Genomic DNA, 24,164 nt, shown 5'->3' with positions numbered 1-24,164 from the left:
TTATTCGGAGGCGGGTGCTTCCGGCGCGGGGTCTGCCGGGGTGTCCTCCGCAGGCGCATCCTCGGAGACCAAGGCCCCATCGACCCATTCGCCCGAGACCACTTTGCCATCGGCATAGGTGATCGTGCCGTGGCCGTTGGATTTACCTGCGACAAACATGCCCTCATAGCTGTCGCCATTGGGGTAAGTCGCTTTGCCGCGGCCCTGAATTTCGCCGTCTTTCCACTCGCCGGTGTAGGTGAACCCCGATGCCATCACAATGGAACCGATCCCGTCCCGTTTGCCCGCGACGTAATCGCCCTCATAGACTGTGCCGTCGACATAGGTGGCTTTGCCTTTGCCCTGACGTTGACCATCGACCCAGTCGCCGTCGTAGACGAAGCCATCGGCGTAGGTCATTTTGCCTTTGCCGTGGTTCTGCGCGTTCTTGAACTCGCCCTCATAGGTCAGTCCGCCTGCATAGTGTGCCACGCCCGTGCCGTCGATCACGCCATATTGCCAATCGCCCTCATAGGTCGTGCCATTGGGATAGGTGATCTTGCCCTTGCCATGTGACAGGTCGTCAAGGAATTCACCGACATAGACGGAGCCGTCCGGGTAGGTCACCTGACCCTGACCCTCGATCCGCCCATCGGTCCAAGCGCCGACATAAAGGTAACCGTCCGCGCCGGTGAACGTGCCTTGGCCATCGCGTTTGTCGTCGTCAAAGCTGCCTTCGTAGACGTCGCCGTTGGCATAGGTCACTTTGCCTTCGCCCTGACGTTTCCCGCCAACCAGCTCGCCGGTGAACACATCCCCATTGGGCTGGGTGATCGTGCCCTGACCGTTGCACTGATTTTCAACCCAGTTGCAATCGAGAATCATGCCCTCGTCGGTGGTCAACACGCCTTGCCCGTGGCGCATGTCGCGGGCCATTTCGCCCTCGTAGGTCGCGCCCTCGGGATAGGTGATTGTTCCACGGCCTTCCTTAACACCGTTGACCCAGCCGCCCTCGTAGATATAGCCGGTCGGGCTTTCCAGACGTCCTTGTCCGTGGTGCTTGGCAGCCAGAAAGCCGCCCTCATATTTCACGCCGTTGGCATAGACCGCAACGCCCGATCCGGTGGCCTCACCCTCGACCCAGTCGCCCTCATAGGTGCCGCCGTCGGCATAGGTGATCTTGCCAAAGCCATGCGGTTTGCCCTTCTCGAAAGCGCCCTCATAGACCGAGCCGTCGGTGAACCGCGCAAGGCCCTGGCCCCTGATCTCACCCATCACCCATTCGCCGGTATATTCATAGCCGTTGGGCAGGCTGTAGGTGCCCACACCGTCCTGCAAGCCGTCCTTGAACGTGCCCTCGTAAATCCCGCCCTCTTCGAACTGACGGGTTTCCACCTGTCTGGCGTCCTGTGCAGCCGTCGCCATGGGGAGGGCAGGCATGGCCCCGATCATCGTTACCGCGAAAAGCGTGATGCGCATTCGTGTCACTGTCTTACGTCCCATTCCCGATGAGGTCATGTGTCTGCCTGGGCCGCCGCTGTGTCGCTTTGGTCGCCTAGGTGGACCTTGTTCTAATCCGGGCCCTTGTCTCCGCGGGCCCTTTCGCGCGCCAGACTAGGGGTAAGGCCCGCGGTCTTCAAATGTTTTTCCCGTGAGCGCCTTTCCCTTGAGCGTCATTCTGCTAAACCATGGCGTAAGAGATGAGGACACATGAGTGCCGAGACCGCTGTTATGACCGAGACCTTCCGCCTGACCCTAGCCCAGCTCAACCCGACCGTGGGCGCGATCGATGCCAATGCCGACAAGGTCCGCGCGGCATATGCCGAGGCCAAAGCGGCAGGCGCCGATATGATTGTCTTTCCAGAGCTGTTCCTGATCGGCTATCAGCCGCAGGATCTGGTGATGAAGCCCGCTTTGGTGAACACGGCCATGGCCATGGCCGAGGAACTCGCTGCACTGACGATCAACGGTCCTGCGATTGGTGTCGGCGCGCCTTATTCCTACGGTGATGCGCTCTACAATGGCTATTGGATTTTGGCCGATGGCGGCGTCAAACAGGTGCTGCGCAAACATCACCTGCCGAATTACAAGGTCTTCGACGAGAAACGCCTTTTTGCCTCCGGCCCCATCGAAGGCCCCTATGCCATCGGCCCGCTGCGCATCGGCTCGCCGATTTGCGAAGACGCCTGGTATGAGGACGTCGCCGAGGCGCAGGTTGAAAGCGGGGCGGAGATTCTGATCGTGCCCAATGGCTCGCCGTATTATCGCAACAAATTCAACACGCGCCTCACGCATATGGTGTCGCGTGTGATCGAGAATGACGTGCCTCTGGTGTATTTGAACATGGTTGGCGGTCAGGACGATCAGGTCTTTGACGGGGGCTCTTTCGTCTTGAACCGCCACGGCAAGCCAGCGCATATTTTGCCAGCCTTTGATGAAGCGCTGCGTCATGTGGATTTCGAGAAAGCCGACGGGCGCTGGGTGGCGCTTGAGAGCGAAGTGACCCATCAGCCGGATGAGTGGGAGCAGGATTATCGCGCCATGGTCGAGAGCCTGCGCGATTACCTTGGCAAGACCGGATTCAAAAAGGTCGTTTTGGGTCTCTCCGGCGGCATCGACTCGGCGATTGTCGCCACTATTGCCACCGACGCGCTGGGTGCCGAGAATGTTCACTGCGTGATGCTGCCGTCGGAATACACGTCCCAGGGCTCTCTGGACGACGCCAAGGATATCGCTAATCGTCTCGGATGTCGCTACGACTTCGTGCCGATTTCCCAAGGCCGCAATGCGATCACCGACACACTGGCGCCGATCTTTGGCGATCTTCCGTTCGACACCACCGAGGAAAACATCCAGTCGCGTTTGCGGGGTTTGCTCCTGATGGCGCTGTCAAACAAGTTCGGCTCTATGTTGCTGACAACAGGTAATAAATCCGAAATGGCCGTGGGCTATTGCACGATCTATGGCGATATGAACGGCGGTTATAATCCGATCAAGGATCTCTACAAAACGCGCGTCTTCGAGCAATGCCGCTGGCGCAATGCCAATCATCGCGATTGGATGAAGGGTCCGGAGGGCGAGGTCATCCCGGTCACGATCATCGACAAGCCGCCCTCGGCGGAGTTGCGCCCCGATCAGCGTGATGACGACAGCCTGCCGCCCTATGAGGTGCTGGATGCGATCCTCGAAGGTCTGGTAGACCGTGAGGAAAGCGTCTCCGATCTGGTCGAGGCTGGGTTCGACCGGGCAACCGTCAAGCGCGTCGAGCATTTGCTCTATATCTCTGAATACAAACGCTTCCAATCCGCGCCGGGCACCCGTCTGACGCCGCGTGCTTTCTGGCTGGATCGTCGCTATCCGATCGCAAGCCGCTGGCGCGATCCGAGCTGACGCCTCCCCTTGCTCAAGGCGCTCTGCGGCGTTAGACAGCGCGCTTTCCCCTCAGGAGGCGCGTTATGGAACTCACGGTTGGCATCGACTTCGGCACATCGAATTCCGCGCTGGGCCTTGCGGTCAACGGCACGCCTTGGCTCGTCGAACTTGAGCCCGGTGAAAAGACCCTGCCGACGGCTGTGTTCTTTGATCCGCGCGGCAACATGCGGCTCGGATCGGCGGCCAACAAAGCGCTGATCGACGGCGATGAGGGCCGCTATATGCGGGCGCTTAAATCCGTGTTGGGCACACCTTTGTTGCGAGAAACCCGTCCTATTGGGGGCAAGCGTCAGAGCCTTTTGGAGGTGATCGCGCAATTCCTGACAGTGCTTAAAACCCGCACCGAAGATCAACTGCGTCAGCCGGTCACAGGCGTCGTTTCCGGTCGTCCGGTGCATTTTCACTCGAAAGATGCCGGACGCGATGCGCAGGCGGAACGTGATCTGCGCGAGGCCTACGAGATGGCCGGGTTTTCTCGCATCCGCTTTCTGGCCGAACCCGAAGCGGCGGCGCTGGCCTCGACGGATTTGCAATCGAGTGAGATCGGGTTGGTCGTCGACATCGGTGGCGGCACCTCGGATTTCACGCTGTTTCGCAAAGAAAACGGCAAGGTTGAGGTGCTGGCCTCTCACGGTATTCGCCTTGGCGGCACCCATTTCGACCGCGCGCTGAGCCTTGCCCATGCCATGCCGCTCTTGGGTGCGGGGACCGAGCTGCGGCGGACCTTTGGTGAGGGCCTGTTGCCCATGCCGACACAGATTTTCAACGACCTTGCGACCTGGCAAAACATCCCCTTTCTCTACACCCGTGACACGCTCTCGAAGGTCGAAGATCTTCACGCCCATGCGGTTGAACCAGAAAAACTCGAACGTCTCGTTGAGGTGATTGAGGCCGAGTTGGGCCATGATCTGGCCTTTGCGGTGGAGGCGGCGAAGATTGGGGCCAATGGCGGTGCGGCGGCACAGATTGATCTGGCGCTTATTGAAAAAGGCCTGTCTGCGCCTTTGACCCCCGCCGCGCTGGCCGAGGATTTGGCGAGTTATCAGGCTGAGCTTGCAGAGGCGATAACGGCCACCCTTGCGCTTGCGGGGCTCGCGGCCGAGGCCATCGGCGCGGTCGTATATGTCGGCGGCTCAAGTCTGATGCATGTCGTAGAAGCGGCCTGCCAAACCGTGCTGCCTGAGGCCCGCGCGTTGCGCGGCGAGGCCTTTACGGCAGTCGTTGATGGTCTCGCTTTGGCCTCCGCCGAAGGGGCATAGGGCCTACAGCGTGATCAATTCGCAGTCGGGCAAAAGTCGGGACACATCCTCCGACGAGCACAACTGCGTCCCGGCGGTCAATACGGCGGCGGAGGCGGCGGCGGTGCCAAAACACAGCGCCTCTTGCATCGCATCACCGCGGGTCAAGGCATAGGAAAACGCGCCCACGAAACTGTCGCCTGCGCCCACGGCGGAGACCACATCTTCGGGATTGATCGCCCGCGATGCGTGCCAGCGCCCTGTTGAATTGGCGAGCGTCGATCCATCCGCCCCCCGCGCGACGATGACGTTTTCGGCGACCCCTTTGGCCACCAATTCTGAGGCGAAATCCGCCGTGTCCTCGCGCGTCGGAAGCGGGTGCCCCGCCAAATCCTCCGCCTCGACATCATCCATTCGAAGCACATAGGGATTGGCCGTGTGTTTGACCAATTCATGTAGCGGCTGACCAGAGGTGTCGACGAACAGTTGCACGCCTTTCGCGGCCAGATGGCGCGCCAGACGGGCCGGGTAATCCATCGGCACGCCCGGCGGTTGCGAGCCGGAGAGTACGATGACACCGCTCGCGGGCGCGGCTTGTGCAATGGCGTTGAGCGACTCGTTGACCATCTCGTGGTTCCAATAGGGTCCGGGCATGACGAAACGGTATTGTTTGCCGGTCTCTTGCTCGGTCACGGCGATAGATTGCCGCGTGGCGCCGCCGGTGACGGAAAAGGCGGTGAAACGCACATGTTCCTTCGCCAAAAGCCGTAAAAGCTGCGCGCCTGTTTCGCCGCCGACGGCGGTAAAAGCGGTGCTGTCACCACCCAGGAATTTGATCGCGCGCGACACGTTGATGCCGCCGCCGCCCGGATCGGCTTCTGGCGTTGTACAGCGCAGCTTCGGCCCCGCTTCGACGGTGGCAGTCGCGGTGGACAGGTCCACGGTCGGGTTCAATGTGATGGTCAGGATATGGGCCATGGGTGTCTCCGTGTCACGACTCTCTCACTTTTGGCCGATCTTAGCGCCGCTAGCGTTAACATCATTGATGCAGGTCACGTCGTCCTGCCTTACGACCGTTTTTTACGCAGTCCCGTCCGGCACTGTCTAATGCTTTTGCAAATGATATGTGACACGGACCAGTTGCAAGGGGCTCTGACAGGCGCGTGCTGCGGCGGACCGGATTGGTGGCCCGCCGCAGAGGTAGTCAGCTTTCGATCATGGTCTGGTAACTGGCCGGAACATATTCGAAATTGCTGTCCTTCGCGGCAACATAGCCCAGTGCAGGGAAGGGCATGTGATAGCCGATGAAGGGCACGCGGTCCGCTGCCATCATGTCCAAAAGTTTGCGACGTGTCGTGGCGGCCATCGCTTTGTCGGTGTCGTAAAGCACCTCCCAATCCGGGTTGGCCAGCGAGTAGACGTAATGGTTGGCGAAATCCGCGCCGAGGATCAGACGTGCGCCTTCACTTTCGAGATGATAGGCCATGTGGCCCGGGGTGTGACCAAAGGCGGCCATGGCTGTGATGCCGGAAGTGACTTCGGAGCCATCATCCAAAAGGTCGAATTGGTCCTGAAGGGGGCGGATCTTGGCCTCGAACCCGTCATTGCCGGACATATCCCAGTGATCCATTTCCACTGAGCCGGTCGAATAGGCGGCATTCGCGAAAGTCGGCGCATCGGTGTAGATGCCGCCGATGTGGTCGCCGTGCATATGGGTGATCACAACGCGGTCGACTTGGTCCGCGGTATAGCCCGCGGCTTCCAGTGCGGCGGTGATGCCCTCGGGCGCGAGGCCGGTGTCAAAGAGGATCAGCTCGGAGCCGGTGTTCACCAGCGTGGGCGTAAAGAAAAACTGCGCGGCATCAGCGGGGATGAATGCGGCCTCGGAGGCGGCGGCGAATTCTTCTTCTGAGGCGTTGAGGCCAAAGATCGATTGCGGATCGGGCACGGTGCGGGTGCCGGCCAAAAGCGTCGTCACCTCGAAATTGCCGAGTGTGAAGCGACGATAGGGGGCTAACGCCGCGCCCATCATCGGCGCTTCGGCACGGGCGCCGAAGGGCAGGCTTGCAGCCACTGGCATAGCCGCAGCACCCAGCAAGAGATGGCGGCGGGATAGGTAAGGCGTTCTCAGAGAAGTGTTTTTCATAATGTGCGTCCTCCGGTTTCGGATAAGATTGACATCAGAATAGCACAGCTTCTCGTCGGCTGGATGACAATTGCGTCAGGTGAGAAAAGGCCCGGCTCACTCGTATTCCCACCACTTGTCGATGGTCGCGATGTCCTCGTCCGACCAGCCGAAATGATGCGCCAGCTCATGCACGGTGACATGTGCCACCATCTGTTGCAGCGTCACATTCCCACGCATGCACCATTCGTCCAGAATGGGCCGACGAAACAGCCAAATCGTGTCGGGCGCCATGGCCTGATCCATTGTCGATTTCTCGGTCATCGGAATGCCGGTATAAAGCCCGGTCAACTCAAAAGGGTCTTCGATGCCGATCTCGGCCAGCAAGTCCTCCGGCGCGAAATCCATCACCGTCAGTGACACATTCGAGGCCAGCACTTTGAAAGCGGGCGGCAGGTCGTTCATCGTGGCGCGGGCGATGTCCTCGATCACATCGAGATCGGGCGCGGTTGCATCAAGAAGCGGTGAAGACATGTCTGACCTCCGGTTGGGACTGGCTCCGATATGGACTCTTTGGCCGCGATATGAAAGAGGAAGCGCAACAGGAGACCCACGATGATCGTCACACGTTTCGCGCCTTCGCCCACGGGCTTTATTCATGTCGGCAACCTGCGCACCGCGCTGTTCAACTATCTGATTACCCGCAAGGCCGGGGGGCAGTTCATTCTGCGTCTCGACGACACGGATCAGGAGCGCTCGAAACAGGAATATGCCGACGGCATTCTTGAAGATCTCGAATGGCTGGGCTTCACCTGGGATCGCTTTGAAAAGCAATCCGAGCGTCTGGACCGTTACCACGCCGCCGCCGATGAACTGCGCGAGAAAGGCCGGTTCTACGAGGCCTTCGAGACGCCGACTGAGCTCGATCTAAAGCGCAAGAAACAGCTGAACATGGGCAAGCCGCCGGTCTACGACCGTGCCGCTCTGGCGCTCACTGAGGCCGAAAAAGACGCGCTGCGCGCCGAGCGTGGCGATGGTGTGTGGCGCTTCAAACTCGATCAGGAGCGTATCGAATGGAATGACGGCATTCTGGGCGACATCTCGATCGATGCAGCCTCCGTCTCCGATCCGGTGCTGATCCGTGCCGACGGTCAGTTTCTCTACACGCTGGCCTCGGTCTGCGATGATGTCGATTTCGGCGTGACCAACATCGTGCGCGGCTCCGATCACGTCACCAACACCGCGACGCAGATCCAGATCATCGAGGCGCTTGGCGGCTCCGTGCCGTCCTTTGCGCACCATTCGCTTTTGACCGGCCCGCAGGGCGAGGCGCTGTCGAAACGTCTCGGCACGCTCAGCCTGCGCGACCTGCGCGCGGCGGGGGTCGAGCCGATGGCGCTTTTGTCCCTGATGGCGCGTCTTGGTTCGTCGCAGCCGGTCGAGCTGCGGACCTCCATGGAGGAGTTGGTCGAAGGCTTCGATCTGTCGCATTTTGGCGCCGCTCCGACCAAATTCGATAGCCAAGATTTGTTCTCCCTGACGTCGCAGATCAACCACGCCAAACCCTTTGCGGATGTCGCGGACGACGTGGCCGCCCTTGGCGTGCCCGCGGAGATCGCCGAGCCGTTCTGGACCGTCGTGCGCGAAAACATCACCGTCAAAGCCGATATGAAAGGCTGGTGGGAGATGTTCCGTGATGGCGCCGCGCCGCTGGTGGATGATGAGGACAAAGACTTCATCGCCGAGGCCTTCGCCATGCTGCCTGAACCGCCCTACACGGCGGACAGTTGGAAAGAGTGGACGACGGCCGTGAAAGAGGCGACAGGCCGTAAGGGCAAGGGCCTGTTCATGCCGCTGCGCAAGGCCGTGACCGGTATGGCGCATGGTCCGGACATGTCTAACGTCTTGCCGTTGATGCAGAAAAAGCCGACACTTTAAGCACTTCTGTTCAAAATCACACAAAAAGCCGCCTCGGGATCTCCCGCATGGCGGCTTTTTACTGTCGAAATGTCGTAAGTTTCCTATCGGAAATATTTTCGGCTTGTCCCGAATCTTGCGCTTGCATAATGTCGCGGCAAATCGTGCGTTGGGAGAAGGGTATCCCCTACCGAAGGAGCAACCGCCCCGGAAAACTCTCAGGTAAACGGACCTTCGCACGGTCAAGGACTCTGGAGAGAGGGGTGTGACACCTCCGCCGAAGGGATAACGATCTCAGGCACATAGGACAGAGGGGGCATCATAAGGGCGCCGACGGCTTAGGGTCGTGGTGCCAGAGAGATGCAAAGGGGATAGAATGTCGGATCATGCGACGGCGCTCATGCGCACACCGCTCTACGAGTTTCACATCGCGCAGGGCGCCAAGATGGTGCCCTTTGCGGGCTATGAGATGCCGGTGCAATATCCCATGGGCGTGATGAAAGAGCATCTGCACACGCGGGCGGGCGCGGGGCTTTTCGATGTGTCGCATATGGGGCAGGTGATGCTGAGCTCTCCCGAAGGGTTCGAGGCGCTGGCTCTGGCCTTGGAATGCATCGTGCCTGTGGATGTGCTGGGGCTTGCGCCGGGGCGTCAACGCTATGGGATTTTCACCGATGAGACGGGTGGCATTCTCGACGATCTGATGATTTCCAACACCGGCGATGGGCTGTTTCTGGTCGTGAACGCGGCCTGTAAAGTGGAAGACATCGCGCATCTGAACGCCACCCTGCCGGATCATGTCACGGTCACGGAAATCACCGACCGTGCGCTTTTGGCGCTGCAAGGCCCGATGGCCGAGGCGGCGCTGGCGCGTCTGGTGCCGCAGGTCACGGAGTTGAAATTCATGGATTCTGTGCGCATCACCATCGACCATGTCGAATGGTGGATTTCGCGCTCGGGCTACACCGGCGAGGACGGGTTTGAAATCTCGATCCCCGCCGCGCTTGCGACGGACGTCGCCGAAAAACTGGTTGCCATGGAAGAGGTCGAACCCATCGGGCTCGGCGCTCGCGACAGTCTGCGATTGGAAGCCGGGCTCTGCCTCTATGGCCATGACATCGACACCACAACTTCGCCGGTTGAGGGCAATATCGCCTGGGCCATTCAAAAAGTCCGTCGCTCCGGCGGCGCCCGCGAGGGCGGCTTCCCCGGCGCGGATCGTATCCTATCTGAACTTCACAACGGAGCAGAGCGCAAACGCGTCGGCCTCTTGCCACAGGGCCGCGCGCCGATGCGCGAAGGCACGCCGCTTTTTGCCACGGCTGAGAGCGACGATCAGATCGGCGAAATCACCTCCGGCGGCTTCGGCCCCTCGGCCCAATGCCCCGTTGCTATGGGCTATCTGCCCACGGAACTTGCCACAAACGGCACCGAAATCTTCGCGGAACTGCGCGGCAAACGCCTGCCTGTGACGGTCGCTCCGATGCCGTTCCACGCCACCTCTTACAAACGCTAAACTCTATAGGGACCTTATTTATGGCCGCTGACATCAAATTCACCGAAGAACACGAATGGCTCCGCGTTGAGGACGATCTGATCGTTGTCGGCATCACCGAACACGCCGCCGAGCAACTGGGCGATGTGGTCTTCATCGAACTGCCGGAAGAGGGCACCACCGTGTCGAAAGACGATGAGGTTGTGGTGATCGAGAGCGTCAAAGCAGCCTCCGACATTCTCGCGCCGCTGGACGGTGAAATCGTCGAGGTGAACGACCCGCTGACCGAAGATCCGGGCAAGGTCGGCGAGGACCCGATGGGGGATGCGTGGTTCTTTAAAATGAAGATCGAAGACCTCTCCGCGCTCGACGACTTCATGTCGGAAGCGGAATACAAAGACTTCATCTCGTAAGGAACGCGCACCGTGGCCTATACCCCGTCGAGCTATAACCCCTATGATTTCGCCAACCGCCGGCACATCGGCCCGTCTCCCGACGAGATGGCCGAGATGCTCAAAGTGATCGGCGCCACGTCTCTCGATGCCTTGATCGACGAGACCGTGCCGATGGCGATCCGTCAGATGGAGCCGCTCGACTGGGCGCCGATGACCGAACATGAGGTGCTGGGCCATATCCGCAAGGTGGCCAAGCGCAATCTCGTGATGACCTCTCTGATAGGGCAGGGCTTCTACGGCACGGCCACGCCGCCCGCGATCCAGCGCAATATCCTCGAAAATCCCGCGTGGTATACGGCCTACACGCCCTACCAGCCGGAGATCGCGCAGGGGCGTCTGGAGGCTTTGCTGAACTTCCAGACCATGGTCAGCGATCTCACCGGCCTGCCGGTCGCTAACGCGTCCTTGCTCGATGAGGCCACGGCTTGTGCCGAGGCGATGACCATGGCGCAGCGCGTCGCGAAATCGAAGGCAAAGGCGTTTTTCATCGACGAAAACTGTCACCCGCAGAACATCGAGGTGATGAAAACCCGCGCCGCCCCTCTGGGGATCGAGCTGATCATCGCTGACCCGTGCGCTTTGGTGCCCGAAGACGTCTTCGGCGCGATCTTCCAATATCCCGGCACTTACGGCGATGTGCAGGATTTCACCGCCCAGATTGCAGCCCTCCATGAGGTCAAAGCTGTGGCGGTGATGGCGACCGATCTGATGGCGCTGACCATGCTCAAGGACCCCGGCGCTATGGATGCCGACATTGCTGTCGGTTCCGCGCAGCGCTTTGGTGTGCCGATGGGGTTCGGTGGACCGCATGCCGCGTTCATGTCCTGCAAGGATGCGATGAAGCGCTCCATGCCCGGACGCATCGTCGGCGTGTCTGTGGATGCCAGCGGCAATCGCGCCTATCGCCTGTCGCTGCAAACCCGCGAACAGCATATCCGCCGCGAAAAGGCGACCTCGAACGTTTGCACTGCGCAGGCGTTGCTCGCCGTCATGGCGTCGTTTTATGCGGTTTTCCACGGACCGCAGGGCTTGCGCGCCATTGGCGAACAGATCCACGCCAAGGCCGTGAAACTGGCCGAGGGGCTGAAATCCGAAGGCTTCAAAGTTTCCCCCACCGCGTTTTACGACACGATCACGGTCGAGGTCGGCGCGATGCAGGGGGTGATCCTGCGCTCTGCCGTGGCCGAAGGTCTGAACCTGCGCAAGGTGGGCAAGGATCGGATCGGGATTTCGATGGACGAAATGGCCGATGACGAGGTGATCCAGTCGGTCTGGCGCGCTTTCGGGCATGAGGCGGAGGTGCCGGGAGGCTTCCCCGGTCTTGGCTTCCCGGAAAAGCTTGTGCGTGAAACGGCCTATCTGGAGCATCCGATTTTCGGCATGAACCGCGCCGAGGGCGAGATGATGCGCTATATGCGGCGTCTGGCCGACCGCGATCTGGCCTTGGACCGCGCAATGATCCCGCTTGGATCTTGCACGATGAAGTTGAACGCGGCCGTCGAGATGATGCCGATCACTTGGCCCGAGTTCAACGCCATTCACCCCTACGCGCCGGAGGATCAGTCCGAGGGCTATCGCTACATGATCGACGATCTGAGCGCCAAGCTCTGCGAGATCACCGGCTATGACGCCATGTCGATGCAGCCGAATTCCGGCGCGCAGGGCGAATATGCCGGGCTTTTGACCATTCAGGCTTACCATCGCGCGAACGGGCAGGGCGGGCGCAATATCTGTCTCATTCCGATGTCTGCGCATGGTACCAATCCGGCCTCTGCGCAGATGGTCGGCCTCAAGGTCGTGGTGGTGAAAACCGCCGAAAATGGCGATATTGATCTGGATGATTTCCGCGCCAAGGCGGAAGCCGCGGGGGATAAACTCGCCGCCTGTATGATCACCTATCCCTCGACGCACGGGGTGTTCGAGGAGACGGTGAAAGAGGTCTGTCGCATCACACATGAGCACGGTGGGCAGGTCTATCTCGATGGCGCGAACCTCAACGCCTTGGTGGGGCTTGCGAAACCCGGCGAGATCGGCTCCGACGTGTCGCACCTCAACCTGCACAAGACCTTCTGCATTCCGCATGGCGGCGGCGGTCCCGGCATGGGGCCGATCGGGGTCAAAGCACACCTTGCCCGCTTCCTCCCTGGTGCGCCGGATGGCTCGGGTGACATTGGGCCGGTGTCGGGGGCGAATTTCGGCTCCGCCTCGATCCTGCCGATCTCCTGGGCCTACTGCATGCTGATGGGCGGTGCGGGTCTGACGCAGGCGACGAAGGTGGCGATTTTGAACGCCAACTACATCGCAGCACGTTTGAACGACGCTTTCCCGGTGCTTTATAAAGGCAAACAGGGCCGTGTTGCGCATGAGTGCATCGTCGATCCACGCGGGTTTGAGAAGACCACTGAGGTCACCGTCGATGACATCGCTAAGCGCCTGATCGACAGCGGGTTCCACGCGCCGACCATGTCCTTTCCTGTCCCCGGCACGCTGATGATCGAGCCGACGGAGAGTGAAACTAAGGCAGAGTTGGACCGCTTCTGTGAGGCGATGTTGTCGATCCGTCATGAGATCGCTCAGATTGAGGCCGGTGAACTGCCGCAAGACAACAACCCGCTGAAACATGCGCCGCATACGGTGAACGATCTGGTAGCCGACTGGGATCGGCCTTACCCGCGCGAACAGGGTTGTTTCCCGCCGGGCGCATTTCGCGTCGACAAATATTGGCCGCCGGTGGGCCGCGTCGACAATGCCTACGGCGACCGCAACCTGATCTGTCTCTGCCCGCCGCCCGAGAGCTATATCGAAGCGGCGGAGTGATCAGCGCGTCTTCGGCCGCAGGTCGTCCTCAGAAAAGGAGACGCCCTGCGGCGTGAGCCATGCGTTGAAACGGCTGATTTTCTCGTCCATGAAACAGGTGGTCGTCTGGCGCGCCATTTCGTCTTCATAGGCCGCGCGCAGGCGGGCTTGGTCTTCGGATGGCAAATCGCGAAAGGGTGTCATTTTGACCTCTTGAACCGGGGTGTGTCAGGTTACATATATTCCTTAACTCGAATATGAAAAGGAGGCAGGCCATGGCCGCCGCTCTTGATAAGACCGATGTGAAACTGGCCTGTCCGACCTGTGGTCAGGTGAACCGTGTGCCGGTGGCGAAACTCACGGCAGGGCCGAAATGCGGCACCTGTGGCGAGCCTTTGATGTCCGGCAAAGTGGCGGAGCTGGACCCGAAGGGGCTTGAGGCGCTGTCGAAAAAGGATGATCTGCCGGTGCTGGTGGACTTTTGGGCGCCGTGGTGTGGCCCGTGCCGGATGATGGCGCCGGAATTCGCCAAGGCGGCGCAGGTGCTGAAAGGCCGCGCGCGGTTCGCGAAGATCAACACCGAAGATCACCCCAACGTGTCGATGAAAAACGGCATCCGCGGCATTCCCGCGCTGATCCTCTACCAAGGCGGCAAAGAGGTGGCCCGTATCGCTGGTGCCCGCCCGGCGCGCGATATCGTGGCTTTCGTCGAACAGAACGGCAAATTGCCGCGCTAAGACCGGGATCGGGCCGCTTGACTCTGCGGCCCGACATACCCAATTCTTTGGCCAGAGTGGGGTCGTAGCTCAGTTGGGAGAGCGCGTCGTTCGCAATGACGAGGTCGTCGGTTCGATCCCGATCGACTCCACCAATTTCATGTAATTTCTCTTTGGGGTGTTCGCCCATGTCCTCCCTCAATGAAAATCCCGGCTCGGGAACAGTCGTTTCGCCTGCTCCCTCGGATGTCTGGCACGCGACGGATAACGCGGTGGTCGTGGGGCGTCGTCGGCTTGCGGCTGGGTGATGCCGATGGCGTCGTCGAGTGGATGACCCAACTCGGAGAGCTTGTGCGACAAGTCTTCAATGTGATCAGCAATGAGATGCACCACGATTCCTTCACGCTCCAGCCGCCCGGTGACGCGCAAAAGCCGTCCGCCCATGACAATGCGGCGGAAGCGATCGTAAACCTTGGGCCAGACTACAATGTTAGAGACGCCGGTTTCGTCTTCGAGCGTCAGGAAAATTACGCCTGACGCCGTGCCGGGACGTTGCCGGGTGATGACGAGGCCGCAGACGGTGGTGCGGATGAGGGGCGCAACGGGTAAGCGGTCGTGCGGTGTCAGGCCGGGGATCGTTGGGCGCAAAAGCTCCATCGGATGGGCACGAAGCGTCAGGCGCAGAGCGACGTAATCCTCCACCACCTCCTCGCCCAGATGCATGGTCGGCAGGTGCACTTCCGGTTCGCGAATGCCCTCGCCATCGAGCGGATCGGAGAACAGCGGCAGCGGTTTTGGGGCGCGAATGGCGCGGACCTGCCACAATGCGTCGCGACGCGTCAGGCCCATGCCGATGAAGGCATCCGCTTCCGCCAGCCGTTCGAGCACATGGGGCGCGACGCCCGCACGCAGCCAGACGCTTTCGGGGTCTTGGTAGCCGTTGCCGCGCGCCGCCACGATCCAGCCCGCGTCCTCTTCGCGAAAGCCTTTGATTTGACGAAATCCAAGCCGAAGCGCCAGTGCCCCGTCGGCGCGTCGCTCCAACTGATTGTCCCAGTCGGAATGGTTGACGCAGACAGGCCGCACCTCGACACCATGGTCCCGCACATCGCGCACGATCTGGGCCGGTGCGTAGAACCCCATCGGTTGGGAGTTTAGCAAGGCACAGGCAAACACCGCCGGGTGGTGGCATTTGAGCCAGGACGACACATAGGTTAGCATGGCAAAGGCCGCCGCGTGGCTTTCGGGGAAACCGTAATCGGCGAAGCCTTCGATCTGCCCAAAACAGGCCTCCGCGATTTCTTGGCTGTAGCCATTCCCCATCATGCCGCGCACGAAACGGTCGCGGTGCTCGCCGATGGTGCCCATGCGCCGGAAGGAGGCGAGAGAACGTCGGAGTTTGTCGGCTTCTTCGGCGGTGTAGCCCGCGCCGACGACGGCGATCTGCATCGCCTGTTCTTGGAAGAGCGGCACGCCGAGGGTCTTGCGTGTGACCTCTGCGAGCGCAGGGCCAAAGGGTTCGGGTGCCTCCAATCCCTGACGCCGCCGGATATAGGGTTTGACCATGCCGCCTTGAATGGGGCCGGGGCGGACAATCGCGACCTCGATCACCAGATCGTAAAACGTGGCGGGTTTCATGCGTGGCAGAAAGTTCATCTGCGCCCGGCTTTCGACCTGAAATACCCCCACCGCATCGGCGCGTTGTAGCATCTCATAGGTCGTGCGGTCCTCTTGCGGCACCGTGTCGAGGGTCAGGCGGGTCTTCTCATGCGCGTCTAACAGATCAAAACTCTTACGCAGACAGGTGAGCATCCCGAGACTGAGAATATCGACCTTGAGAATGCCAAGCGCGTCGATGTCGTCCTTGTCCCATTCGATGCAGGTGCGGTTTTCCATCGCTGCGTTCTCGATGGGGCAAAGCTCGTCGAGACGCCCGCGCGTGATGATAAACCCACCGACATGCTGGCTCAGGTGGCGCGGAAAGCCGATGATCTCGCCGATGAGTTCAATCGTCTGCGCCAACCGCCGGTCTTTGGGATTGAGGCCCAGTTCTTTCGCCCGCTCCATATCCGCGCCGGAATTGGTCAGCCCCCAGATGTCGCCCGAGAGCCGCGCGGTGAGGTCTTGGGAAAGGCCCATGACCTTGCCCACTTCGCGGATCGCGGCGCGGGTGCGGAAATGGATGACGGTGGCACAAAGCCCCGCGCGGTGGCGGCCGTATTTCTCATAAATCCACTGGATCACCTCCTCGCGGCGCTCATGTTCGAAATCCACGTCAATGTCGGGCGGCTCGCCGCGATGGCGGGAGATGAAGCGTTCAAACACCATGCCGATCATGTCGGGCGACACATCGGTGATGCCCAGAAGGTAACAGAGGATCGAATTGGCCGCCGAGCCGCGCCCTTGGCAAAGAATGCCGCGCGATCGGGCTTCTTGGACAATGTCATGGACAGTAAGGAAATAGGGCGCGTAGTTCAGCTCGCCGACAAGGCTCAGTTCCTTTTCCATCAGATCATGCACGCGTTGTGAGGCGCCATGAGGATACCGCCGTTTGATCCCGTCTCGCGCTAAGCGTTCCAGACGCGCCTGAGGTGTTTCCCCTTTGGACATTTCGTCCGGGTATTCGTAGCTTAACTCGGAGAGATCGAAACCACAGCGCGCGGCGATTTCTAGCGTGCGTTTGAGCGCCGCCGGATGGTTGCGATAGAGCCGCGCCATGTCGGCGGCGCCTTTCAGGCGACGTTCTGCATTGGGCAGCGCCTTCGTGCCGATCCGGTCGATGGTCAGCCCCTCGCGCAGACAGGTCAGCACATCCGCGAGCCGCCGCCGCCGCCCGTGATGCATAAGCACATCGCCCACCGCCACCATCGGCGCTGAACAGCGGAGCGCCAGTGCGGCACAGGCATCGAGCCACGCCTGATCGGAGCCGTCATATCGCGGCGCGGCGCCTAGAAAAACGTGACCGGGGTAGCGGCGTTGCAGCTTTTGAAGGGCCGGTTGAGCACGCGTTAGGTCTTTCGGCGGCAAGGCAATGAGGATCATGCCCTGACAGCCCGCCTCAAGATCGCGCAGGTCAAGATGGCACTCGGCTTTCTCTGCGCGGCGTTTGCCGAGTGTCAAAAGTCGTGACAGCCGATGATAGGCCGCGCGGTCGGTGGGCAGCGCCAGCCATTCGACGGGGCAATCGCGCAGCACAAGCCGGGTGCCGACGATGAGCTTCGGAAGCTTTGGGGTGTCCGGCACCGGCAGGTCTTGTGGCGCGCCGATTTCCTGTCGAGAGCAGGGATCAACCTGATGGGAAGAGCGCACACGGAGCTGTTCCGCGGCCTCTTCGCGGAGCGTTTTGAGCGCTGAATAGGCTCGCACCACGCCCGCCAAAGTGTTGCGGTCGGTGATGGCCACGGCCTCCAACCCCAGCTCGGCGGCGCGCAGCATCAGCTCCTCGGGATGCGAGGCCCCGGTGAGGAAGGTGAAGTTCGAAGTGACACAGAGTTCCGCGTAGCTCATGCGAATTCCCCCTGCACAAACCAGCCGGGGTTTTGCGGCGTGTGATAGAGCCAGAGGCGTCGCCCTTCGCGGGTCTCGATCCGCCAATAATCGCGCAAGCCCGAGCGCCACGCCTCATCCGGGAGCCACCATTCCGGCGCGATCCGTTCGGGGCCGATGGCGCGCCCTGTGGTCAATGACATGCGCCGCCATCGAAAGCGGGCGGGGGGCTCCGCGCCGTGTCCTGCAATGGGTTCAGGCGGGAACAGGCGCAAAGGGCGCGGGCGCAGGCAAGACCACGCGCTCCTCGGCACGCTGAAGGCGGCGGGGGCGATGGTAAAGCTGCGCTCGGGAATATGGCTGTCGGCGGGGAGAAGGCGTTGGATGTTTTCCAGTCCGATGCGCGTGCCGATCCGGGTGATCAGGTCGTTCAGCTGATCGGGGGAGGTCTGGACGCTGCCGATCTGTTGCACCGCGAGCGGTTCGACATGTGTAGCTTCTAGCCGGATTTGGTCGATGCCAAAGCCCGCGTCCACTTCGCCCACGCCGCGCTCGAACAGGGGCAGGATGCGGTGCGGGTCGCGCAGCGGCGCGGCGAGGCGCAGTTCGACCTGCTGGCTGCCCTGATCGACCCGGCGCAGGGTCAGCGTGAGGCGGCGCGCCCCCATCTCATAGCGGTTGAGTTTGTCGCAGAGCGGGGTCAGAAGCCGGGCGGTGAGGCCCATCACGTCCTCTGTGAGGCCAATGGGGTCCGGCAGGCTCATGCGGGTGGCAAAGCGCGGTGGTTCGACCTCGGGCGTGACGGGTTCGGGGACGTGGCCCATGGCTTGATCGAGGCGCAGCAGCAGATCAGGGCCAAAGCGACGGGTCAGCGGGGCACGGGCAGCTTCCGCCAGATCGCCAACGCTGCGCAGGCCGAGACGTTGCAGGGCTGTCACTGTCGCCTCCTCAAGACGCAGCGCGGCGACCGGCAGGTCGGTCAGGGACGCCGTTCCAGTGCCGAAATGCGCAAAGGCCCAAGCCGCACCACGGGTCGCCGCACATCCTAGACGAAGTGTCAGGCCCGACCGCATCGCGCGGCTTTCGATATCCGCCAGCATCTCCGCCTCGCCGCCCCAAAGATGGGTTGAGCCGGTGACGTCCAGTACCAGCCCGTCCAGCCCATCACGCCCCACCCAAGGGCAATAGCGCGTCGCCCAGCGGCGCAGGGTGGCGAGGAAGCGGGCATCAAGATCGGGGCGCGCAGGCTGGCTGATCAGATCGGGGCAAAAGGCGCGTGCATCGGCAAAGCTCATGCCGCGCGTCAGGCCCAAGCCTTCGGCGGTCTCGTTGAGGCAATAGATCCGCTCGGTGTTGTTCGATTTGAGGGTGATCGCGAAGGGGCCGTTCACGGGGCGTGCACGCAGAACCCGGTCACTCGCCAACCGGGGAAACCACATGCACACGACGCGTTTTCGAATCCCATCGAACATTCCAGGCCCCATTTGTTCCTGATTTGTTCTTTTTAATTTCCCATCGCATCAGAGTCGAGTCTTCGCTTTGTGTGGTGAAGATCGGCGCAACATGCCACCGCGTTTCGGCGGCGTTCGAGCCCATGCCTTCGGAGATCAAACACAGCCCTGTTGTTCCGCCTGCCTTGGCTGCGAGTTGCAACCGCCGCCCCTCGCGCAGGTTCAGCGGACGCGTGATTTCGATGATGACAGCAGGGACCGCGCCGTCTTTCAACGCCTCCTCGGCCACGGCCAGCGCATCGGTTTGATCCTTGGGGCGCGCCAGAAGCACGCGGGCGGGATCGAAAAAAGGCAAAAGCCCCTGTGGGGTGAGCGTGTCGGAGAGCCAGCCCTCACGAATCCACAGGCATGCCCCTGACGCCGCCATGGCGGCAAAGCTCATGACGGCGAAGCCTACGGAGCCGGGCCCATAGGCCTCATGTACCCGGCCGCGGCGCAGGGGAAAGACAGTGTGGAAATCGACTCGCATAAGGAGAACATAATGGGAACATTTGATTTCGACAATCTGTTGGGGCGTCGCAATCTCAGTGGTCGGCCGCGTCTGCCAGTTCCAGAATCCGTTCGATTTCGGACGCGGAGAGACGCACCGGGTTGGCCTGTGTTGACGAGGCCGTCCGCGCGCGTTCGGCCATCTCGGACCAAAGAGAGGGGCCGCACTTCAGTTCGGTGAGCGAGGCCAGTCCCTCTGCGTCAATGAAAGCCTGCAACGACTGTCCGAGACCGTCGCGCAGCCAGCCGTCGACCTCATCCAAGCGCGTGACCGACAGGCCGGCGTTCACCATAGCTCCGCGGTTGACCGTCAGGGCCGCGGGCAACAGGCGACCACAGATTGCCCCATGTGCGCCGCCCTGACTGCCAATGACCGCAGCAAGGCCGTGGACGACCCCAAGGCCGGAATTCGCCAGAGCGAGACCACTTATGTAGCTGGCCTTGGCCATCGTGTCGCGCGCGGTTTGATCCTCCTGCGTCATGAGGTGGCGCAGTGCCTCCGCGGCTGGCGCGATCATGCCACGCACGAGCGCATCCGTGATCGGATTGGCACGGTTCGAAAGGTAGCTCTCGATCAGTTGCGTCAGGGCATCAAGCCCCGTGGAAAGCGTCAGATGTTTCGGCAGACCATCGGTCAAAGAGGCATCCACCACGGCCAAATCCGGCACAAGACGCGGGTCGCGCAGGCTGATCTTGAGCCCTTGTTCCGGCACGCCGATCACGGCGTTTCGGGTGGCTTCTGCGCCTGTGCCAGAGGTGGTGGGAACCGCCACGAAGGGCAGCGGGTCGTTGAGCTTCGACGCCGGATCAGACCCAAGTCCAAGATGATCCAACACATCGCCTTCGGAGACGCAGAGACCCGAGACGGCCTTGCCCAGATCAATCACCGCACCGCCGCCGATGGCGACGATACAGTCGGCATCCGATGCGCGCGCTTGGGTTACCGCCTCGCGCACCTGATCGGCGGTGGGTTCTCCGCGGGCGATCTGTGTCGTCACGTTGAGGCCCCGCGTTTGCAGTTCTGCGATGAAAACATCGGCCCAGGCCACCGACGCGCTGCGGAGCACGAAAACCCGATGCCCCATGGCGTTCACTGCATCGGCGACCTGCGCCTTGGCATTGCGTCCGATCAGGCACCGCGCGGGGGCGGTGAAGGGAACATCTGCAATCGGCTGAGCCGCGAGGCTTTCGGCGAGACCTGACATCAAAACTGCATCGTTGCACGTACGGCGCGCGCCCAGCTGTCACATTTCGTTTGACGCGTCGCAGCGTCCATATGCGGCTCGAATGTGCGATCCAGTGCCCATGTCGCGGCAAAGCCTTCCATATCGGGATAGACGCCCGCGCGTTGACCGGCGAGCCAAGCGGCACCCATCGCGGTGGTCTCCAAGACTTTCGGACGATCCACGGGGGCGTCGATGATGTCGGACAGGAATTGCATCGCAAAATCTGAGGCACTCATGCCGCCATCAACCCGCAGCGCTGTGGTGGCGTCGCCCTGCCAATCGGCATGCATGGCTTCTAGCAGGTCGCGGGTTTGATAGCCGACGCTTTCGAGTGCGGCGCGGGCAAATTCCGCTGGCCCCGAGTTGCGTGTCATCCCGAAAATCGCGCCCCGGCATTCGGCATTCCAATAGGGTGCGCCCAGCCCGGTGAAGGCGGGCACAAGCACCAAGTCCTGCGTTTCATCGGCGCTTTCGGCCAAGGGCTGTGTCTCTGAGGCCTCGCGGATGATCTTCAACCCGTCGCGCAGCCATTGCACCACGGCACCCGCAATAAATATTGAGCCTTCGAGCGCATAGGTCGTCTTGCCGCCGATCCGATACGCGATAGTGGTCAACAGCCGGTTTTGCGACATCACCGGCGTCTCCCCCGTGTTCAAAAGCGCGAAGCAGCCGGTACCATAGGTCGATTTCACCATGCCCGGTTTGAAACAGGCCTGACCGATGGTGGCCGCCTGTTGGTCGCCCGCGATGCCCAAAATCGGGATCGGACGGCCAAAGAGATCGGAGCGGGTTTCGCCGAAATCGGCATCGCAATCGCGCACCTCGGGCAGCATCGCCATCGGGATGTCGAAGCGTTTGCAAATGGTGGTGGACCAATGGCCTTTGCGGATGTCGTAGAGCATGGTGCGGGCTGCATTGGTGGCGTCAGTGGCGTGGACCTTGCCGCCCGTGAGTTTCCACACCAGCCAGCTGTCGACCGTGCCAAACAAAAGCTCGCCCGCCTCGGCACGGTCTCGCGCGCCTTCCACGTTGTCGAGAATCCATTTGAGTTTCGTCGCCGAGAAATAGGGGTCGAGCAACAGCCCGGTCTTCTCCGTGACGACCTCTTCGAAGCCCTCCGACTTAAGTGTCTTGCAAAGCTCGGAGGTGCGACGGTCCTGCCAGACGATGGCATTGTAGACCGGCTGTCCGGTGGTCTTGTCCCAGACAAGCGTGGTTTCGCGCTGGTTGGTGATGCCGATGGCGGCGATTTGTGACACGTCGGCCGAGGATTTCTCGATCACCGCACGACAGGTGGCCGCCGTGGTGGACCAGAGATCGAAAGCGTCATGTTCGACCCAGCCACTTTTGGGGAAATGCTGTTCGAATTCTTCCTGCGCGGTGGCCGTGACGGACAGGTCTCCGTCAAACAGAATGGCGCGGGTCGATGTGGTGCCCTGATCGATGGCAAGAATATAGGTCACATGCATCTCCTTGGTGGTCTCTGCTCGGTCCAAAGCTATGTCACCAGCGCTGGACGGAAAAGAGGGGCAAAAGAGGGCGGTGATCCCGCCCTCTTTCAGAACTTACTGCCAGGAGGCGACGAGTTCGTCGTAGGAGACGGTTTGCGGCTCCTCGCGTTCGTTCTCGATGGCCGGTTTCGGCGCGCCTTCCATGGCGAGCCATTCGGCGGCATCTTTCTCGTCGTTCATGACAGGGCCAAGATCGCCTTGGATGCCAGCACGTTCGAGACGTTCCATCACGCGTTCCATGTCAGAGCAGAGGCTGTCGAGCGCGTCTTGCGCGGATTTCGCGCCGGACATGGCATCGCCGATGTTCTGCCACCACAGCTGGGCGAGCTTCGGGTAATCCGGAACGTTGGTGCCGGTGGGCGACCAGCGCACGCGGTCAGGCGAGCGGTAGAACTCGACGAGACCGCCAAGTTTCGGCGCACGATCGGAGAAGCTCTCATGCTGGATGGTGGATTCGCGGGTGAAGGTCAGACCCACGTGGGATTTCTTCACGTCGACGGTCTTGGAGCCCACGAATTGCGCGTAGAGCCAAGCGGCTTTGGCGCGGTCTTCGGGCGTGGATTGCATCAGCGTCCAGGACCCCACGTCCTGATAGCCAACCTTCATGCCGTCTTCCCAGTACACGCCATGCGGGCTGGGGGCGAGACGCCATTTCGGGGTGCCATCCTCGTTCATCACCGCCGGGCTGTCGACCAGAGGCGCGACGAAGGTGGTGTACATGAACATCTGCTGGGCGATGTTGCCCTGACCCGGAACCGGACCGGCCTCGGAGAAGGTCATGCCCATGGCGGACGGAGGCGAGTATTTGTTCAGCCATTCGATGGCTTTCTCAACCGCATAGACCGCCGCCGGAGAGTTTGCCGCCCCGCCGCGTGCCATACAGGCGCCGACCGGCTGGGAGTTCTCGTTCACGCGGATGCCCCATTCATCGACCGGAAGGCCGTTGGGTTCGCCCTTGTCGCCCATCCCGGCCATGGACATCCATGCGTCGGTGTAGCGCCAGCCCAAGGACGGGTCTTTTTTGCCGTAGTCCATCGAGCCATAGACCTCGACACCGTCGATTTCGCGACCGGTGAAGAATTCGGCGATGTCCTCATAGGCCGACCAGTTGACCGGAACGCCGAGGTCGTAGCCGTATTTCTCTTTGAACTCGGCCATGATTGCGGGATCGGTGAACCAATCGTAGCGGAACCAGTAAAGGTTCGCGAACTGCTGGTCGGGAAGCTGATAGAGTTTGCCATCGGGTGCGGTGGTGAACTGGGTGCCGATGTAGTCGTCGAGATCGAGACCGGGGTTGGTCACATCCGCGCCTTCGTTTGCCATCCAGTCGGTGAGGTTGCGCACCTGTTGATAGCGCCAGTGGGTGCCGATCAGGTCGGAGTCGTTGACATAGGCGTCATAGATGTTTTCGCCGGACTGCATCTGAGTTTGCAGTTTCTCGACCACATCGCCTTCGCCGATCAGGTCGTGGGTGATTTTGATGCCGGTGATGGCCTCGAACGCGGGGGCGAGCACCTGAGATTCATATTCGTGCGTGGTGATGGTCTCGGAGACCACTTTGATCTCCATGCCCGCAAAGGGCTGGGCTGCGTCGATGAACCACTGCATTTCAGCTTCTTGATCGGCGCGGGACAGCCCGGACATATCGCCGATTTCAGCATCGAGGAACGCCTTGGCCGCATCCATATCGGCGAAAGCGGGCACCGACAAAAGGCCGAGGCCTAACGCCAGTGCGGTGGTTGTCTTGAGACGATGGTTCATTGGTTTCCTCCCTATGTGAACCTTTGT

General features: G+C 61.2%; 18 protein-coding genes, 1 tRNA gene and 1 riboswitch. Of the genes, 8 read left to right on the top strand and 11 right to left on the bottom strand.

What is annotated here, in order from left to right:
• Complete coding sequence (locus J5Y17_RS16230; RefSeq protein WP_219786568.1) at positions 1 to 1,482, bottom strand: 2-isopropylmalate synthase; 1,482 nt, start codon at positions 1,480 to 1,482, stop codon at positions 1 to 3.
• Positions 1,483 to 1,710: 228 nt separating this feature from the next.
• On the opposite strand from J5Y17_RS16230, the gene J5Y17_RS16225 reads away from it, so the two are divergent.
• Together J5Y17_RS16225 and J5Y17_RS16220 are read left to right on the top strand one after the other, a co-directional pair.
• Entirely contained in the window at positions 1,711 to 3,369 is a 1,659-nt protein-coding gene (locus J5Y17_RS16225; protein ID WP_219786680.1) for an NAD+ synthase, read from the top strand.
• Between the two features lie 65 nt (positions 3,370 to 3,434).
• Positions 3,435 to 4,670: an Hsp70 family protein gene (locus J5Y17_RS16220; RefSeq protein WP_219786566.1), complete on the top strand. Its 1,236-nt coding sequence runs from the start codon at positions 3,435 to 3,437 to the stop codon at positions 4,668 to 4,670.
• Between the two features lie 3 nt (positions 4,671 to 4,673).
• Here J5Y17_RS16220 and J5Y17_RS16215 read toward each other — a convergent pair whose 3' ends face one another.
• The 3 genes from J5Y17_RS16215 to J5Y17_RS16205 all read right to left on the bottom strand — a co-directional run bounded on the left by J5Y17_RS16215 (position 4,674) and on the right by J5Y17_RS16205 (position 7,308).
• Positions 4,674 to 5,627 carry a 1-phosphofructokinase family hexose kinase gene (locus tag J5Y17_RS16215; RefSeq protein ID WP_219786565.1) on the bottom strand — a complete coding sequence of 318 codons (954 nt, stop codon included), beginning with the start codon at positions 5,625 to 5,627 and terminating at the stop codon, positions 4,674 to 4,676.
• Between the two features lie 226 nt (positions 5,628 to 5,853).
• On the bottom strand, positions 5,854 to 6,795 hold the full coding sequence (locus J5Y17_RS16210) for an MBL fold metallo-hydrolase (RefSeq protein ID WP_219786563.1): 942 nt from the start codon (positions 6,793 to 6,795) through the stop codon (positions 5,854 to 5,856).
• Positions 6,796 to 6,891: 96 nt separating this feature from the next.
• Positions 6,892 to 7,308: a metallopeptidase family protein gene (locus J5Y17_RS16205; protein ID WP_219786561.1), complete on the bottom strand. Its 417-nt coding sequence runs from the start codon at positions 7,306 to 7,308 to the stop codon at positions 6,892 to 6,894.
• A gap of 81 nt (positions 7,309 to 7,389) precedes the next feature.
• On the opposite strand from J5Y17_RS16205, the gene gltX reads away from it, so the two are divergent.
• The 4 genes from gltX to gcvP all read left to right on the top strand — a co-directional run bounded on the left by gltX (position 7,390) and on the right by gcvP (position 13,458).
• A complete protein-coding gene (gene gltX, locus J5Y17_RS16200) occupies positions 7,390 to 8,712 on the top strand; it encodes a glutamate--tRNA ligase (protein ID WP_219786559.1) in 1,323 nt (440 codons plus the stop codon).
• A gap of 139 nt (positions 8,713 to 8,851) precedes the next feature.
• A riboswitch (glycine riboswitch) is annotated at positions 8,852 to 8,935 on the top strand.
• A 132-nt stretch (positions 8,936 to 9,067) separates the two neighbouring features.
• The gene (gene gcvT / locus J5Y17_RS16195) at positions 9,068 to 10,207 is read left to right on the top strand and encodes a glycine cleavage system aminomethyltransferase GcvT (RefSeq protein WP_219786557.1); all 1,140 of its coding nucleotides are present in this window, start codon (positions 9,068 to 9,070) and stop codon (positions 10,205 to 10,207) included.
• A 32-nt stretch (positions 10,208 to 10,239) separates the two neighbouring features.
• Positions 10,240 to 10,599 carry a glycine cleavage system protein GcvH gene (gene gcvH / locus J5Y17_RS16190; protein ID WP_219786678.1) on the top strand — a complete coding sequence of 120 codons (360 nt, stop codon included), beginning with the start codon at positions 10,240 to 10,242 and terminating at the stop codon, positions 10,597 to 10,599.
• Between the two features lie 12 nt (positions 10,600 to 10,611).
• Positions 10,612 to 13,458 carry an aminomethyl-transferring glycine dehydrogenase gene (gene gcvP, locus J5Y17_RS16185; protein WP_219786556.1) on the top strand — a complete coding sequence of 949 codons (2,847 nt, stop codon included), beginning with the start codon at positions 10,612 to 10,614 and terminating at the stop codon, positions 13,456 to 13,458.
• On the opposite strand, the gene J5Y17_RS16180 is transcribed toward gcvP, so the two are convergent.
• Entirely contained in the window at positions 13,459 to 13,641 is a 183-nt protein-coding gene (locus J5Y17_RS16180; RefSeq protein WP_219786554.1) for a hypothetical protein, read from the bottom strand. It abuts the gene before it with no gap.
• A 71-nt stretch (positions 13,642 to 13,712) separates the two neighbouring features.
• On the opposite strand from J5Y17_RS16180, the gene trxC reads away from it, so the two are divergent.
• Together trxC and J5Y17_RS16170 are read left to right on the top strand one after the other, a co-directional pair.
• Positions 13,713 to 14,174 (top strand): thioredoxin TrxC, encoded by a 462-nt coding sequence (gene trxC / locus J5Y17_RS16175; protein ID WP_219786552.1) that lies wholly within the window; start codon positions 13,713 to 13,715, stop codon positions 14,172 to 14,174.
• Between the two features lie 58 nt (positions 14,175 to 14,232).
• Positions 14,233 to 14,308: transfer RNA gene (locus tag J5Y17_RS16170), tRNA-Ala, on the top strand.
• Between the two features lie 43 nt (positions 14,309 to 14,351).
• Here J5Y17_RS16170 and J5Y17_RS16165 read toward each other — a convergent pair.
• The 6 genes from J5Y17_RS16165 to J5Y17_RS16140 form a co-directional block, all read right to left on the bottom strand.
• On the bottom strand, positions 14,352 to 17,660 hold the full coding sequence (locus J5Y17_RS16165; protein ID WP_219786550.1) for an error-prone DNA polymerase: 3,309 nt from the start codon (positions 17,658 to 17,660) through the stop codon (positions 14,352 to 14,354).
• Entirely contained in the window at positions 17,657 to 19,078 is a 1,422-nt protein-coding gene (locus J5Y17_RS16160) for a DNA polymerase Y family protein (RefSeq protein WP_255572157.1), read from the bottom strand. The genes J5Y17_RS16165 and J5Y17_RS16160 overlap by 4 nt, the downstream gene beginning before the upstream one ends.
• Positions 19,053 to 19,619 carry an ImuA family protein gene (locus tag J5Y17_RS16155; protein ID WP_219786546.1) on the bottom strand — a complete coding sequence of 189 codons (567 nt, stop codon included), beginning with the start codon at positions 19,617 to 19,619 and terminating at the stop codon, positions 19,053 to 19,055. The genes J5Y17_RS16160 and J5Y17_RS16155 overlap by 26 nt, the downstream gene beginning before the upstream one ends.
• Positions 19,620 to 19,674: 55 nt before the next feature.
• On the bottom strand, positions 19,675 to 20,844 hold the full coding sequence (locus tag J5Y17_RS16150) for an iron-containing alcohol dehydrogenase (protein WP_219786544.1): 1,170 nt from the start codon (positions 20,842 to 20,844) through the stop codon (positions 19,675 to 19,677).
• The gene (gene glpK / locus J5Y17_RS16145) at positions 20,844 to 22,328 is read right to left on the bottom strand and encodes a glycerol kinase GlpK (protein WP_219786542.1); all 1,485 of its coding nucleotides are present in this window, start codon (positions 22,326 to 22,328) and stop codon (positions 20,844 to 20,846) included. The genes J5Y17_RS16150 and glpK overlap by 1 nt, the downstream gene beginning before the upstream one ends.
• 102 nt (positions 22,329 to 22,430) lie before the next feature.
• Positions 22,431 to 24,137 (bottom strand): ABC transporter substrate-binding protein, encoded by a 1,707-nt coding sequence (locus J5Y17_RS16140; protein ID WP_219786540.1) that lies wholly within the window; start codon positions 24,135 to 24,137, stop codon positions 22,431 to 22,433.
• Between the last annotated feature and the right edge of the window lie 27 nt (positions 24,138 to 24,164).

It is taken from the genome of Celeribacter sp. PS-C1, assembly GCF_019429625.1.
Classification (GTDB): domain Bacteria; phylum Pseudomonadota; class Alphaproteobacteria; order Rhodobacterales; family Rhodobacteraceae; genus Celeribacter.
Note: the sequence above shows the minus strand (reverse complement) of the source record. Positions and strands in the feature narration are given on the sequence as shown.